The 14085-nt window shown below is 60.2% G+C and carries 13 protein-coding genes; 8 read left to right on the top strand and 5 right to left on the bottom strand.

The window, feature by feature from the left end:
* The first annotated feature begins 31 nt into the window (after window positions 1-31).
* From AB9N64_RS18185 to AB9N64_RS18160, 6 genes are all read left to right on the top strand, one after another.
* A complete protein-coding gene (locus tag AB9N64_RS18185; protein WP_371359583.1) occupies window positions 32-1414 on the top strand; it encodes a M16 family metallopeptidase in 1383 nt (460 codons plus the stop codon).
* A 68-nt stretch (window positions 1415-1482) separates the two neighbouring features.
* Entirely contained in the window at window positions 1483-2514 is a 1032-nt protein-coding gene (locus tag AB9N64_RS18180) for a DUF5924 family protein (protein ID WP_003187399.1), read from the top strand.
* Window positions 2515-2568: 54 nt separating this feature from the next.
* Window positions 2569-3717, top strand: a complete 1149-nt coding sequence (locus AB9N64_RS18175) for an ABC transporter permease (protein ID WP_014716352.1) — start codon at window positions 2569-2571, stop codon at window positions 3715-3717.
* Window positions 3714-4517, top strand: a complete 804-nt coding sequence (locus AB9N64_RS18170) for an ABC transporter ATP-binding protein (protein WP_014716351.1) — start codon at window positions 3714-3716, stop codon at window positions 4515-4517. Before AB9N64_RS18175 ends, AB9N64_RS18170 begins: the two co-directional genes overlap by 4 nt.
* Before the next feature lies 1 nt (window position 4518).
* On the top strand, window positions 4519-5457 hold the full coding sequence (locus AB9N64_RS18165; RefSeq protein ID WP_371359582.1) for an MlaD family protein: 939 nt from the start codon (window positions 4519-4521) through the stop codon (window positions 5455-5457).
* Window positions 5454-6065 carry an ABC-type transport auxiliary lipoprotein family protein gene (locus tag AB9N64_RS18160; RefSeq protein ID WP_371359581.1) on the top strand — a complete coding sequence of 204 codons (612 nt, stop codon included), beginning with the start codon at window positions 5454-5456 and terminating at the stop codon, window positions 6063-6065. The genes AB9N64_RS18165 and AB9N64_RS18160 overlap by 4 nt, the downstream gene beginning before the upstream one ends.
* 92 nt (window positions 6066-6157) lie before the next feature.
* Here the strand turns inward: AB9N64_RS18160 and AB9N64_RS18155 are convergent, their stop codons facing one another.
* The 5 genes from AB9N64_RS18155 to AB9N64_RS18135 all read right to left on the bottom strand — a co-directional run bounded on the left by AB9N64_RS18155 (window position 6158) and on the right by AB9N64_RS18135 (window position 10525).
* Window positions 6158-7387 carry a nucleoside recognition domain-containing protein gene (locus AB9N64_RS18155; protein WP_014716349.1) on the bottom strand — a complete coding sequence of 410 codons (1230 nt, stop codon included), beginning with the start codon at window positions 7385-7387 and terminating at the stop codon, window positions 6158-6160.
* 97 nt (window positions 7388-7484) lie between these two features.
* The gene (gltP, locus tag AB9N64_RS18150; RefSeq protein WP_003187390.1) at window positions 7485-8816 is read right to left on the bottom strand and encodes a glutamate/aspartate:proton symporter GltP; all 1332 of its coding nucleotides are present in this window, start codon (window positions 8814-8816) and stop codon (window positions 7485-7487) included.
* A gap of 712 nt (window positions 8817-9528) precedes the next feature.
* Window positions 9529-9996, bottom strand: a complete 468-nt coding sequence (locus AB9N64_RS18145) for an inhibitor of vertebrate lysozyme family protein (protein WP_014716348.1) — start codon at window positions 9994-9996, stop codon at window positions 9529-9531.
* 2 nt (window positions 9997-9998) lie between these two features.
* Window positions 9999-10163: a DUF1328 domain-containing protein gene (locus AB9N64_RS18140; RefSeq protein WP_003187386.1), complete on the bottom strand. Its 165-nt coding sequence runs from the start codon at window positions 10161-10163 to the stop codon at window positions 9999-10001.
* Between the two features lie 77 nt (window positions 10164-10240).
* Window positions 10241-10525 carry a hypothetical protein gene (locus AB9N64_RS18135; protein WP_020301400.1) on the bottom strand — a complete coding sequence of 95 codons (285 nt, stop codon included), beginning with the start codon at window positions 10523-10525 and terminating at the stop codon, window positions 10241-10243.
* Between the two features lie 389 nt (window positions 10526-10914).
* Between AB9N64_RS18135 and algB the strand changes: the two genes are divergently transcribed.
* Entirely contained in the window at window positions 10915-12261 is a 1347-nt protein-coding gene (gene algB, locus AB9N64_RS18130) for a sigma-54-dependent response regulator transcription factor AlgB (RefSeq protein ID WP_014716346.1), read from the top strand.
* A 10-nt stretch (window positions 12262-12271) separates the two neighbouring features.
* A complete protein-coding gene (locus AB9N64_RS18125) occupies window positions 12272-14059 on the top strand; it encodes a KinB sensor domain-containing domain (RefSeq protein ID WP_122300854.1) in 1788 nt (595 codons plus the stop codon).
* The last annotated feature ends 26 nt before the right edge of the window (window positions 14060-14085 follow it).

The following is a 14085-nucleotide window of genomic DNA, read 5'->3' as shown; positions in this document are numbered from 1 at the left end:
ACAATGGACCTCATTCGCCAGGAAGCTTGTTATGCGTCGCCTGTTACTCGCCTGCCTGCTCTTGGGCTCGGTACACACCTTTGCCTTTGACCGCCTGCAAGTCGAGGGCTACACCTTGCCCAACGGCCTGCAACTGCTGCTCAAACCGGGCACCGAGCGTGGGCACGTGGCTATTCGCCTGGTGGTTGGGGTGGGCCTGGACGACTTCGGTTGCGAAGAAAAAGAACTGCCGCACTTGTTCGAGCACTTGCTGTTCAGCGGCATCGATGGCGGCGGCGAAGGCGACCTCGAAGACCGCATGCAAGCCCTGGGCGGCGAGTGGAACGCCTACACCAGCAACGCCGACACTACTTTCGTGATCGAGGCGCCCGCGCAGAACCAACGCAAAGTACTGGACCTGCTGCTGGCAATCCTCACGCGCACGCAACTGACCGACGCTCATATCAACGCCGCCAAACAGGTGATGGAGCGAGAAGACGGCGGCCATTATTCACACTTGCAACGCCTGCTGGATCGCCAAGACCTCGGTCACAGCGCCAGTAACCAATTGGCCGTGGAGTTGGGCCTCAAGTGCGCCGAACGCGCCGAGGTCAGCCACCTCACCCGCGACCAGTTGGAGAAGCTGCGCAAAGCATGGTACGCGCCGAACAACATGACCCTGATCGTCGTCGGCGATCTCGACAAACTGCTGCCCGCCTACCTGGAACGCACCTATGGTCAACTCGACCCAGTGGAGCCGAGCGAACATCGCCCCCTCCCGGAAATCCAGCATACCGCCGCCAGCCACCGCGACCTGATCCGCGGCTGGGTGGGCGATGGCGCCAAGCTGCACTGGCTGTTCCCAGAGCCTGTGCTGGACGACCAGCATGATGAAACCTACAACCTGCTCAAGGACTACCTCGACTGGGCGCTGTACCGGCAACTGCGCCTCAAGCACGGTTTGTCCTACGGCCCGTGGGTAGAACGCGAAGTGCTCGGCGGCGTTGGGTTCCTCAGCCTGAATGCCGACCTTGAGCGAGAAAACCTCCCTGAAGCCGAGCAGGTCTTGCAAGACCTCAAGGCCCAACTGCTCAAGGATGGCCTCGACCCAACAGTATTCACACGCCTGCAACAAGCCGCCATTGCCCGCCAAGCCTGGGCAGTGCAGGGCAACAGCGCACTGGCCGACTATTACTGGAGTGCGGCCGGCGACTACTCCAATGGACGTTTCAGCGACCCGGTCAAACGCATCAAGGCCGTGAGCCTGGCGCAAACCAACCAGGCCATGCGCGAAGCGTTCCAGCAGCCGGGCTACTGGCGCATCGAAAAACCGCTGTTGAGTTATGACGCCTTGACCTGGATCGGTGCGGGCGTACTGGGCCTGATCATCCTTGGTTTGATCGGCCTGAGGCTTTATCGCAAACCTGTTGAGTAATGAGGCACAGAATATCGGGCCAAGGCGTTATTCTGTCTGAGATTTTTCCCACAACCAGTGAACCGCCCATGCCGAACTTGCCGCCCCTCATCCAGCGCGTTATAGAACTGATCAAGCGCTACCCAGGGGTGATTGCACTCGGCGGTTTCATCTCGGGGGTGGGCAGCTTCATCCTGGTAGACCGCCAGCAGGGCATGGCCAGCTGGATCGCGGTGATCATGCTGGTGAGCTGGTTGTGGCTGATGCTGGAGAACAGCTTTACGCAACTGTTCACCAAAGTCTTCAATCGCGAGATCCCTGAACCGCTGCTGCGCTACGCCACCCAGATGATCCACCAGGAAAGTCTGTTTTTCGTCCTGCCCTTCTTTTTCGTCACCACCGCCTGGAACAGCGGCCAATCGTTGTTCACTGGCCTGCTCGGCGCAGCGGCGCTGGTGTCGATCATCGACCCGCTGTATTACAAATGGCTGGCGCCCAAACGCTCGCTATTCCTGGCCCTGCACACCCTGACCCTATTCGCCGCGTTGCTGACCGCGCTGCCGATCATCATGCACCTGACCACCGCCCAGAGTTACAAACTGGCGTTGGGCGTGGCCATGGTCCTGTCGATCCCGAGCCTGGCCGTCAGCCTGCCGCTGCGTAGCCTCAAGGGCTGGGCGATGCTGCTGGGGGTAACGGCCGCCATCGGCTGCGCCGGCTGGTTCCTGCGCAGCTGGGTACCGCCCGCCACCCTATGGATGACCGAAGTCGCCATCAGCACCCAACTGCAAGACCGCACGCCGGGCGACGACCTCAAGCAAGTCACCGCCGCCCAATTGCGCAGCGGTGGGCTGTATGCGTACACCGCCATCAACGCACCACGCGGGCTGGATGAGCGGATTTACCATGTGTGGAAATTCAACGGCCAGGAAGTCGACCGCATTGCCCTGGACATCCATGGTGGGCGCAAGGAAGGCTATCGCGCCTGGACCCACAAGCAGAACTTCCCCGGTGACGCCGTAGGGCGCTGGCAGGTGCAGGTGCTCACCGAAGACGGGCAAGTCATCGGCGTTCTGCGCTTCAAGGTGATAGACACAGCACAAGCGGACAACCCAAAGTAAGCCGGATCGTGCTATTACGTAGCAATTGTGGATAGCCAAACAAGCTCGGAGCTTATGACCACTCGCACGACGGCCGGCGCGGCCCATCTAGATACGTCCAGCACCCCGCCTTCGCTACGGATTACCGGCGACTGGACGCTGGCCCACTACGCCGACCTGAAGAAGCTGTCGGCCGCACTCGACGGCCAATACGACGCCGGCGCCCGCATTGACCTCAACGGCCTCGGCGCGCTGGATACCGCCGGCGCCTCGCTGCTGGTAGAGCTGCTGGGCCCTGCACGCATCGAACACTCTGCCGAACAGACCGATTGCACCCTGGCAGCCGCCGACCGTGCACTGCTCAAGACCGTCTACCGCTCCCTGAATGACTTTTGCGTACCGATCAAAGAGCCGGAAGAGGCCGCCGGCATTCAAGTGTTGGCTCGCATCGGCCGTGCAGTAGACACGGTCTGGCAAGACGCAATGAAGCTGTTGGGCTTTATCGGCCTGATCCTCGAAACCTTCGCCCGCGGCATTTGGCGGCCCAAACGCTGGCGCCTGACGCCCATGGTCGCCCACATCGAACAGACCGGCCTGGATGCGGCGCCTATCGTTGCGCTGTTGACCTTTCTGGTCGGCGCCGTCGTGGCCTTCCTCGGCGCCACCGTGCTCAAGAGCTTCGGCGCGACGATCTTTACCGTGGACCTGGTGGCCTTCTCCTTCCTGCGCGAATTCGGCGTGTTGCTTACCGCAATCCTCATCGCCGGCCGTACCGCCAGTGCGTTCACCGCGCAAATCGGCTCCATGAAAGCCAACGAAGAAATCGACGCCATCCGCACATTGGGCCTGGACCCTATGGAGCTGTTGGTATTGCCCCGCGTGTTGGCGCTGCTGGTGGCGTTGCCGATGCTGACCTTCCTGGCGATGCTCTCGGGGATCGTCGGCGGCGGCGTGGTGTGTGCGGTGGCCCTGGATATTTCGCCAGCGATGTTTCTTTCGCTGCTGCAATCGGACATTGGCGTGCAGCACTTTCTGGTGGGCATGGTGAAGGCGCCGATCTTTGCGTTTTTGATCGCGGCCATCGGCTGCCTGGAAGGTTTTAAAGTCAGCGGCAGTGCCGAGTCGGTCGGCGCGCACACCACGTCCAGCGTGGTGCAATCGATCTTTGTGGTGATCGTGCTGGATGCGGTCGCGGCGATGTTCTTCATGGAGATGGGCTGGTGAGTCGTCTACACCGTGCGCCCACTGAGGCGGTGATTGAAGTACGTGGCCTGTGCAACCGTTTCGGCAGCCAAAGCGTGCATGAGAACCTCGACCTGGATTTGTACAAGGGCGAGATCCTGGCGGTGGTGGGGGGCTCTGGCAGCGGTAAATCCGTGTTGTTGCGCAGCATCGTTGGCCTGCGGCGCCCCAGCGAAGGCGAAGTGCGGGTGTTCGGCAAAAACCTGCCGAGCCTGCCTGAACATGAACGCTCACTGGTAGAACGCCGCTTTGGCGTACTGTTCCAGAAGGGCGCGCTGTTTTCCTCGCTGACGGTGACCGAGAACGTGGCTCTGCCATTGATCGAGCACGCCGGCCTCAGCCGCGCCGATGCCGAGCACCTGGCGGCGGTCAAGCTGGCCCTGGCGGGGTTGCCGCTGTCGGCGGCCGACAAATACCCGGCCTCGTTATCCGGCGGCATGATCAAGCGCGCAGCTCTGGCCCGCGCACTGGCCTTGGACCCGGACATCCTGTTCCTGGACGAACCCACCGCCGGTCTCGACCCGATTGGCGCGGCGCAGTTCGACCAACTGATCCTCACCCTGCGCGATGCGCTGGGCTTGAGTGTGTTCCTGGTCACCCACGACCTCGACACGCTGTACACCATCACCGACCGTGTGGCGGTGCTGGCGCAGAAGAAAGTGCTGGTGGCCGACGCCATCGATGTCGTTTCGGAAACGGACGACGCCTGGATTCACGAATATTTCCACGGCCCCCGGGGCCGCGCGGCATTGGATGCCGCTCAATCGCTCAACGAGGTATGACATGGAAACCCGAGCCCATCATGTGATGATCGGACTGTTCAGCGTAATTGTGGTGGTCGGCGCGATGCTGTTTGGCCTGTGGCTGGCCAAGTCCAGCGTCGATACCGCCTTCCAGGATTACGAAGTGATCTTCAACGAAGCGGTCAGCGGCCTGTCCCAGGGCAGTGCGGTGCAGTACAGCGGCATCAAGGTGGGCGACGTGATCAGCCTGCGCCTGGACCCCAAAGACCCGCGCCGCGTCCTGGCGCGCATCCGCCTGGCCGGGCAAACGCCAATCAAGGAAGACACCCAGGCCAAACTGGCCCTGACCGGTATCACCGGCACCTCGATCATCCAGCTCAGTGGCGGCACCCCGCAGAGCCCGGAGCTCAAGGGCAAGGACGGCAACCTGCCGGAAATCATCGCGTCGCCATCGCCTATCGCACGCCTGCTCAATAACAGCAACGACCTGATGACCAGCGTCAACCTGCTGCTGCACAACGCCAACCACCTGTTCTCGCGGGAAAACGTCGAACGCCTGAGCAACACCCTGGACAACCTGCAACAAACCACCGGCGCCATTGCCGAGCAACGCGGCGACATCAAGGTGGTGATGCAGCAATTGATGCAAGTGAGCAAAAAGGCGGGCGCGGCGCTGGAGCAAACCACCGTGCTGATGCGCAGCGCCAATGGTTTGCTCAGTGAACAAGGTAAGCAAGCCTTCGGCAGCGCCGAGCAGGCGATGAAATCCCTGGAGCAAAGCACCGCCACCATCAATACCTTGCTGACCAATAACCAGGACTCGGTGAACAGCGGCATGCAGGGCCTCAACGAACTGGCGCCAGCCGTGCGCGAGTTGCGTGAAACCCTCGGCTCGCTGCGCGCCATCTCCCGCCGTCTGGAAGCCAACCCCAGCGGTTACCTGCTGGGCAGCGACAAGAACAAGGAGTTCACGCCATGAAGCGTGCGTATCACATGATCGTCCCCATGGCCCTGGCACTGGTCAGCGCGTGCTCGATCCTACCCAAGCCGGACCCTTCGGACGTGTACCGCCTGGCGTCCACCCAGCCGGCCAGCCAAGGCACGCCGGTGAGTTGGTCGCTGCGCGTGACCAAGCCGCAGACCAGCGAGTTTCTCGACAGCCCGCGCATCGCCGTGGTGCCAGATGGCAACTTGATCAGCAACTACGCGAACTCGCGCTGGAGTGACCCGGCGCCGGTGCTGCTGCGTAATCGCCTGCTGGATGGCTTCCAGCGCGACGGGCGCGTGACATTCTTGAGCACTGACGAGACCAACCTGCAAGCCGACTATGAACTGGGCGGGCAGTTGCAGGCGTTTCAGAGCGAGTATCGGGGCAAGACGGTGGAGGTGGTGATTCGCCTCGACGCGCGATTGGTGCGTGGGCGTGATCAAAGGATTATCGCCAGCCGTCGGTTTGAAGTGAGGCAGCCGGTGAGTGACACCCAGGTGCCAGCGGTGGTGGCTGCTTTTGGCCAGGCTGGGGATCAGTTGAATAAGCAGGTGGTGGATTGGGTGGTGAGTCAGGGCAATACAGCACTGAAACCTTGAGGACCTCATCGCAGGCAAGCCAGCTCCCACAGTTTGATTTGTGAACACAGTCAAATGTGGGAGCTGGCTTGCCTGCGATAGCGATTGTAGCCTTAACCAAAAAACCAGTAGCACACCGAAATAGCCGCGACTACACCAGCAAACTCCGCGAACAACGCACACCCCACCGCATGCCGAGCCCGCTGGATCCCCACCGAACCAAAGTACACCGCCAACACATAGAAAGTGGTTTCCGTACTGCCCTGAATCGTCGCCGCCACCAAGGCCGGGAAGCTGTCCACACCCTGGGTCTGCATGGTCTCGATCAGCATCGCCCGCGCCGCGCTGCCGGAGAACGGCTTGACCATCGCGGTCGGCAGCGCGTCGACAAAGCGCGTATCCAGGCCCGTCCAGGCCACCACATGGCGAATCCCTTCCAGGCCGAACTCCAAGGCGCCCGAGGCACGCAACACGCCAACCGCACACAGCATCGCCACCAGATAGGGCAACAGGTTCTTGGCCACGTCGAAGCCTTCCTTGGCGCCTTCGACAAAGGCCTCGTACACCTTGACCTTGCGCAACGCGCCGATCACCAGGAACAGCATGATCAAGCCAAACAGCGTGAGGTTGCCCAGGATCGACGACAAACCGGCCAGCGCTGTGGCAGACAGGGTCGCCAGCAGCGCCATGAAGCCGCCCAGTACCAGCGCGCCGGGGATCAGATAGGCCAGCACCACCGGGTCCCACAAACGCAGGCGCTGCATCACCGCCACCGACAGCAGGCCCACCAGCGTCGAGGCGCTGGTGGCCAGCAGGATCGGCAGGAACACCAGCGTCGGGTCCGCAGCGCCTTGCTGGGCGCGGTACATGAAGATGGTCACCGGCAACAGCGTCAGCGAGGACGCGTTGAGCACCAGGAACAGGATCTGAGCGTTGGTCGCCGTATTGGGGATGGGGTTGAGCTCTTGCAGCGCCTTCATGGCTTTCAGGCCGATGGGCGTGGCGGCGTTGTCCAGGCCCAGGCCGTTGGCGGCAAAGTTGAGGGTGATCAAACCGATCGCGGGGTGCCCGGCGGGCACTTCGGGCATCAGGCGGCGAAACAGCGGGCCGAGGGCCTTGGCCAGCCAATCGACGATCCCGGCTTTTTCGGCGATCCGCAGAAAGCCCAGCCATAACGTCAGGGTACCGAACAGCAGCACCATGACTTCCACCGATAATTTGGCCATGGCGAAAATGCTTTCGACCATCGCCGCGAAGATCCCGGCGTTACCGCCCACCAGCCATTGCGCCAGCGCTGACACCATTGCCACGACAAAGAAGCCAAGCCACAGGCCATTGAGCATCAGATAAATCCCCCGAAAGATGGGGCGAATGATAACGGGGCTGGCAGAAACGACAAACCCCGGAATTCTCCGGGGTTTGTTTTCGATCAATCTGCAATCAGCTACGGGTGGCTTGTGCCGTAGGCAGGGCTTCCTTGCTGCGCCAGTGCGGCAAGGAATTCCAATAGCGCTCGCCCTTGGCGTCGTCGTACATGCCTTCCCAACGGGAGATAACCAGTACGGCCAAGGCGTTGCCGATCACATTCAGGGCGGTACGCGCCATGTCCATCACACGGTCGACACCGGCGATAAACGCCAAGCCTTCCAGTGGGATGCCCACGCTGCCCAGCGTCGCCAGCAACACCACGAAGGACACGCCCGGCACGCCGGCGATGCCTTTGGAGGTCACCATCAGGGTCAGTACCAACATCAATTGCTGGCCGATCGACAGGTCGATGCCATACAGCTGGGCAATGAAGATTGCTGCGATGCTCTGGTACAGGGTCGAACCGTCGAGGTTGAACGAATAACCGGTCGGCACCACGAAGCTGCAGATCGCTTTCGGCGCGCCGTAGGCTTCCATCTTTTCGATCACACGCGGCAGCACGGTTTCGGAGCTGGCGGTGGAGTAAGCCAATACCAACTCATCTTTGAAGATGCGGATCAGCTTGAGGATCGAGAAGCCGAACAGGCGGGCGATCAAACCCAGGACCGCGAAGGCGAAGAACAGGATCGCGACGTAAACCAGGATCACCAGCTTGGCCAGCGGCAGCAGCGAGGCGAAGCCGAAGTTGGCGACCGTCACCGCGATCAGCGCGAATACACCGATAGGGGCGTACTTCATGATCATGTGGGTGACTTTGAACATGCTCTCGGACACGCCCTGGAACATGGTCACCAGCGGCTCGCGCAGCTCAGGCTTGAGGCTCGACAGCCCCAGGCCGAACAGCACCGAGAAGAAGATGATCGGCAGCATCTCGCCACGGGCAACAGCGGCGAAGATGTTCGAGGGGATCAGGTTAAGGATGGTTTCGATGAACGCATGTTCATGCTGCACTTCGGCGGCAGTCGCCTGGTACTTGGAGATATCCACGGTACCCAGGGTACTCATGTCGATGCCAGCGCCTGGGTGGAACAGGTTGGCGAGCAAGAGGCCCACCACGATGGCGATGGTGGTGACGATTTCGAAGTAGAGGATGGTTTTGACGCCGATACGACCGAGCTTTTTCGCGTCGCCTACACCGGCGATACCGACGATCAGCGAAGAAATCACAATCGGGATCACGATCATCTTGATCAGGCGGATAAAGATATCGCCCGCCGGCTGCAACACATTGCTGATCCACCAGGCCTTTTCAGCACTGAAATGGTTGAGTACTGCACCGATTGCAATGCCCAGTACCAAACCGATGAGGATCTGCCAGGCGAGGCTTAGCTTTGCCTTCTTCATGTCATTACCCTTGCTTCAAGTGGACTTACGGCAAATGCGCCAGCTGCAACGCTCGAAAGCGAAAAAGTGTGTGCATCTGCCTCCATGAAAGGTCACCGCAGCGTGGCCGAAATGGCTTACTGGCAGGCGAAAAAAGGCGCAACTATTCCCATGCAAGGGAGCGACGTCTAATGCCGTAAACGCCTACCCCATGCCGAATCGGCATGGCTTTTTTTGAAATAATTTGTCCAAACGGTCAGTTCGTATCTGCCATTCCGGCGGGTGAATATGCCGTTGAGCGGCTAAATCAGGCTCGCGCAGAGATACTGGACGACTCGGATTGATTGGCAGAAATGTCTGAGAAATCCATCACCTAGCGCCAGAAAGATCCTATAGCGCCGATGAAAAATTCTCGATAGATGGTCACACCGACATACCCGGTAATGGTTGGCCAGAGGCAAAAAGCAAAACGGCGGCTATGAGCGGCATGAAACGCGGGGATGAGAGTCGTAAGCCCGCCGCAAGTTCAGCAAGCTTGAGGTCTTGTGAACTTGCGTCGCAGCTTTTCGCCTGACCCGGCCCTTGCGCAGGTACTCCCTGTACCCGTAGGTCACGCCGATCCTGATCGATCAGAGCAACCCGGCCCCCTGGTCATGCATCACTCAAGGAGCGATGCAAACAGAAAGAAGCACAAGGGCTTCCTTCTATGGACGCCAGCTCCGTCAGACGGAACCTAGTACCAATTCGGGTCTTTCTTGAGCTGCTCCATCAGCAGCTTTTGCATACCCTCGTCCGGCTTACCGAGAAAACGGTAATCGGCGTGCCGTGTCGGCGACTTGTCCGCTGGCAAACCAGCCGGGACTTCCACCAACATGGCGTAGGCATCTTCCTTGTCGAGGCTGAAGGCGACGATCAGGCGCTTGTTCAGGCAGGTGTCTGCGGTTTCGCAGAGCGGCCCGACCAAATACTTGTCGCCATCTTCCTCAACGGCATTCATTTGCTCGGCCGTGCCCGACAGGTTCATCACCCATTCGGGCAGGCGTTCCTCTTTCTTCACCACGTCTTGCCAGGTTTCACGGTACTGCGGATCCGCGCTGAGCAATTCGTTAGCCCGGGATTGACCGTCATTGGCGGCCAAGGCAAGGCCACTGCCGCCCAACAGCAGGGCAGCAGCAAGGGCTTTAAAAGGCAGGCTGACCATATTCAACCTCGGCCTTTGCGACCAAAGAAGAACGAAGCGATAAACATCACCAGGAAGACCACAAACAGGATCTTGGCGATGCCGGTGGCGGTGCCCGCGATACCACCGAAGCCCAGGACTGCGGCCACAATGGCGATGATCAGAAATGTGATTGCCCAACTCAACATGGTGATTCTCCTTATGCTTCTATAGGGGTAACAGCGGTGATGCCGTGCAGTCGCTCAACATGAGCGACGTTTTTTGCCTAGAACACCCAACGGTCATGGGCCGGCAGTTCGTCCAGAGTGGAACCCTGATCTACCAGGCTCAATTGCGGGGCAGTCACATCGGCGCTGGCGCTGCCAATGGAACGGAAATGGGTCTGGGTCATGACGGGACGTTCAAATTGCGGGGCTGGCTGCGCACGCTCCTGCCAATGCTGCAACTGCTGGCCGGCAATCAACGTGACCATCAACGCCAGGCTGGCGAACAGGCCCTGCTGCAAGCGCAGCGGCGATACACGCAATTGGCTGAGGCTTTGGCGAGTCATACAGCATTACTCCCGCATTCTGATTATTCGTTCATGACGCTCTTGGGGGAGATATTGCAGAGTGCATGCCAGCTTTATTGCAAAATAAAACCTAATAAAATCAATAAGTTATACTTGATCGATAGAATCATCGCCTAGCATCCTGCACGATGCCTCGGTATAGGCCGTGCGAAATGCACGATGCCCAGTAGACGGAACCAGACACTTGGCGCGCACATCGAAGGGTCGAAGAGCAATAAGGCCTTAAAATGTCCGCAAACCACGTCTGTAGGAAGGCGCGCAGATAGCTGCACGAAGAAGCCTTTTATGAATCAGAATAAACCATGCAACTTGCCCGATTATTCCGGGACTAAACACCATCACATTTATAGTTAAGGAGTGCGGGACAGATGGATTCAGCCAAGGAACTTCAAGGCCGCATTCTTTTAGTGGATGACGAATCCGCGATCCTGCGCACCTTCCGCTATTGCCTGGAAGATGAGGGCTACACCGTCGCCACCGCGAACAGCGCCGCGCAGGCCGATGCCCTGATGCAGCGTCAGGTGTTCGACCTGTGCTTCCTCGACCTGCGGCTGGGCGAGGACAATGGCCTGGACGTGCTGGCCCAGATGCGCGTGCAGGCTCCGTGGATGCGCGTGGTGATTGTGACCGCCCATTCGGCTGTGGATACCGCCGTGGACGCCATCCAGGCTGGCGCCGCCGACTACCTGGTCAAACCTTGCAGCCCAGACCAACTGCGCCTGGCTACCGCCAAGCAACTGGAAGTGCGTCAGCTCTCAGCGCGGTTGGAAGCACTGGAAGGCGAAGTGCGCCAGCCCAAAGACGGCCTCGACTCCCATAGTCCGGCCATGATGGTGGTGTTGGAAACCGCGCGGCAGGTGGCCGGAACGGACGCCAACATCTTGATCCTCGGCGAGTCCGGCACCGGTAAAGGTGAGTTGGCCCGGGCGATACACGGCTGGAGCAAACGCTCGAAGAAGTCCTGCGTGACCATCAACTGCCCCTCACTGACCGCCGAACTAATGGAAAGCGAACTGTTCGGCCACAGCCGCGGCGCGTTCACCGGCGCCAGTGAAAGCACCTTGGGCCGAGTGAATCAGGCGGACGGCGGCACGCTGTTTCTCGACGAGATCGGCGATTTCCCCCTCACGTTGCAACCCAAGTTGCTGCGGTTTATCCAGGACAAAGAGTATGAGCGCGTGGGCGACCCGGTCACTCGCCGCGCCGACGTGCGCATCCTCGCAGCCACCAACCTGAACCTGGAAGACATGGTGCGCGATGGCCGGTTCCGTGAAGACTTGCTCTACCGCCTGAATGTCATCACCTTGCACTTGCCGCCGCTGCGCGAACGCAGTGAAGACATCCTGACCCTGGCTGACCGCTTCCTTGCCCGCTTCGTCAAGGAATACGCACGCCCGGCACGCGGCTTCAGTGATAATGCCCGCGAAGCGCTACTCAACTATCGCTGGCCCGGCAACATCCGCGAACTGCGTAACGTGGTGGAACGCGCCAGCATCATCTGCCCTCAGGAAAAGGTGGAGATCAGCCACCTGGGGATGGCCGAGCAACCGGCCAACAATGCACCGCGTATCGGAGCGGCTTTGAGCCTGGACGAGCTGGAAAAAGCTCATATCGGCGCCGTACTTGCGACCAGCGACACGCTGGACCAAGCGGCCCGCACACTCGGCATCGATGCGTCGACGCTGTACCGCAAACGCAAGCAGTACAACCTTTGAACAGGACTTTATGAAGCTCGCGATGAAACTGCGCACCCGGTTATTCCTGAGCATCTCAGCGTTGATTACCGTGGCTTTGCTGGGGTTGATCCTGGGCTTGGTCAGCGTCATGCAAATGGCCAAGACCCAGGAATCGTTGATCCGCAGTAATTTCATCACCCTGGACCTGGGGCTCAAGTTGCGTCAGAGCCTGGGCGACCAGTTGATCATGATGCTGGAGAAGCGTCCCGACCCAGACGCCCTGCAAGCCTCAAAGCAGCATTATTTCGATCTGTTGGACCAGGGCATCGCCCATGAACAGGCCGACGGCAAAAACCATGGTTTCAGCCAGGCACGCTCGGATTACCAGAATCTGCTCAATGCGTTTGACCAATCCCAACAGGCATCACCGCCTGCGGGCAGCAAGGAAAAGCTCACCGAAACCTTCAACATACTGCGCAACGGCTTGATTGCCGAACACAAGCGGGCGCTGGAAAATATCAGTACCAGTGAGCATAAATCCCGTGAGCGCGCCTTGTTGATAGCGGGCCTGCTCGGGCTGGTGGGGCTCGCGGTGCTGATCATCGGTTTCGTCACGGCCCATGGCATCGCCCGGCGTTTCGGTGGTCCCATCGAGGCCCTGGCCAAGGCCGCCGACAAGATCGGGCAGGGCGACTTTGAAGTCACGCTGCCGATCTCCTCCGCAGCGGAAATGAACCTGCTGACCCGCCGTTTCGGCATCATGGCCGAAGCGTTGCGCCAACATCAGGCCACTAACATCGATGAGCTGCTGGCCGGCCAGCAGCGCCTGCAAGCGGTGCTCGACAGTATCGATGACGGCCTGTTGATGATTGATCGCCAAGGCTGCCTGGAGCACCTCAACCCTGTGGCGCAGCGCCAATTGGGCTGGGATGAGGAGCGGCTGGGTCAAGGGCTTGGCGAAGCCATGGGCCGCGCGGAAATGGATGAACAGCTGCAACTGGTGCTACGCGGCGGCAACCTGGAGCGGGCCCCGGATGATCTGGAGGTGGAAGTCGAGGGTGAGTTACGCCTGCTGACCTACAGCCTGACCCCGGTTAGCCATACACAGGGGCACATTCTCGGGGCCGTGATGGTGCTGCATGACGTGACGGAACAGCGCGCCTTCGAACGGGTGCGCAGCGAGTTCGTGTTGCGCGCCTCCCATGAGCTGCGCACGCCGGTTACCGGCATGCACATGGCCTTCGGCTTGTTCCGTGAGCGGGCCAAATTCCCTGCGGACTCCCGCGAGGCGGACCTGCTGGATACGGTCAATGAAGAGATGCAGCGCCTGATGCAGTTGATCAATGACCTGCTCAACTTCTCGCGTTACCAGAACGGCCTGCAAAAACTCACCCTGGGGACGTGCGATGTCACCGACTTGCTGGAGCACGCACGGGCCCGATTTGCTGAGCCTGCGAACGCCCAGCACATTGAGTTGCTGGTAGAAGCTCAACCTGAATTGCCACGGCTGTATGCCGACCAAGTGCAACTGGAGCGGGTGCTCGACAACCTGCTGGGCAATGCCCTGCGCCACACCGCCGAAGGCGGGCAGATTCGTCTGCAGGCACGACGGCATGGTGAGCGGGTGATTATCAGCGTCGAGGATAACGGCGAAGGCATTGCCTACGGCCAGCAAGGGCGGATCTTCGAACCCTTTGTACAGGTGGGCCGCAAGAAGGGCGGTGCGGGCCTGGGCTTGGCACTGTGCAAGGAAATCGTGCAATTGCACGGCGGCCGCATGGGTGTGTACTCGCGGCCGGGGCAGGGTACGCAGTTCTATATGGCATTACCCCTGTAGGAGAGAGCTTGCTCGCTCCTACCTGT

This window comes from Pseudomonas sp. KT_2_4 (assembly GCF_041410225.1).
Taxonomy (GTDB): domain Bacteria; phylum Pseudomonadota; class Gammaproteobacteria; order Pseudomonadales; family Pseudomonadaceae; genus Aquipseudomonas; species Aquipseudomonas paracarnis.
The sequence above is the reverse complement of the archived record's forward strand: the minus strand, read 5'-3'. Positions and strand labels throughout refer to the sequence as shown.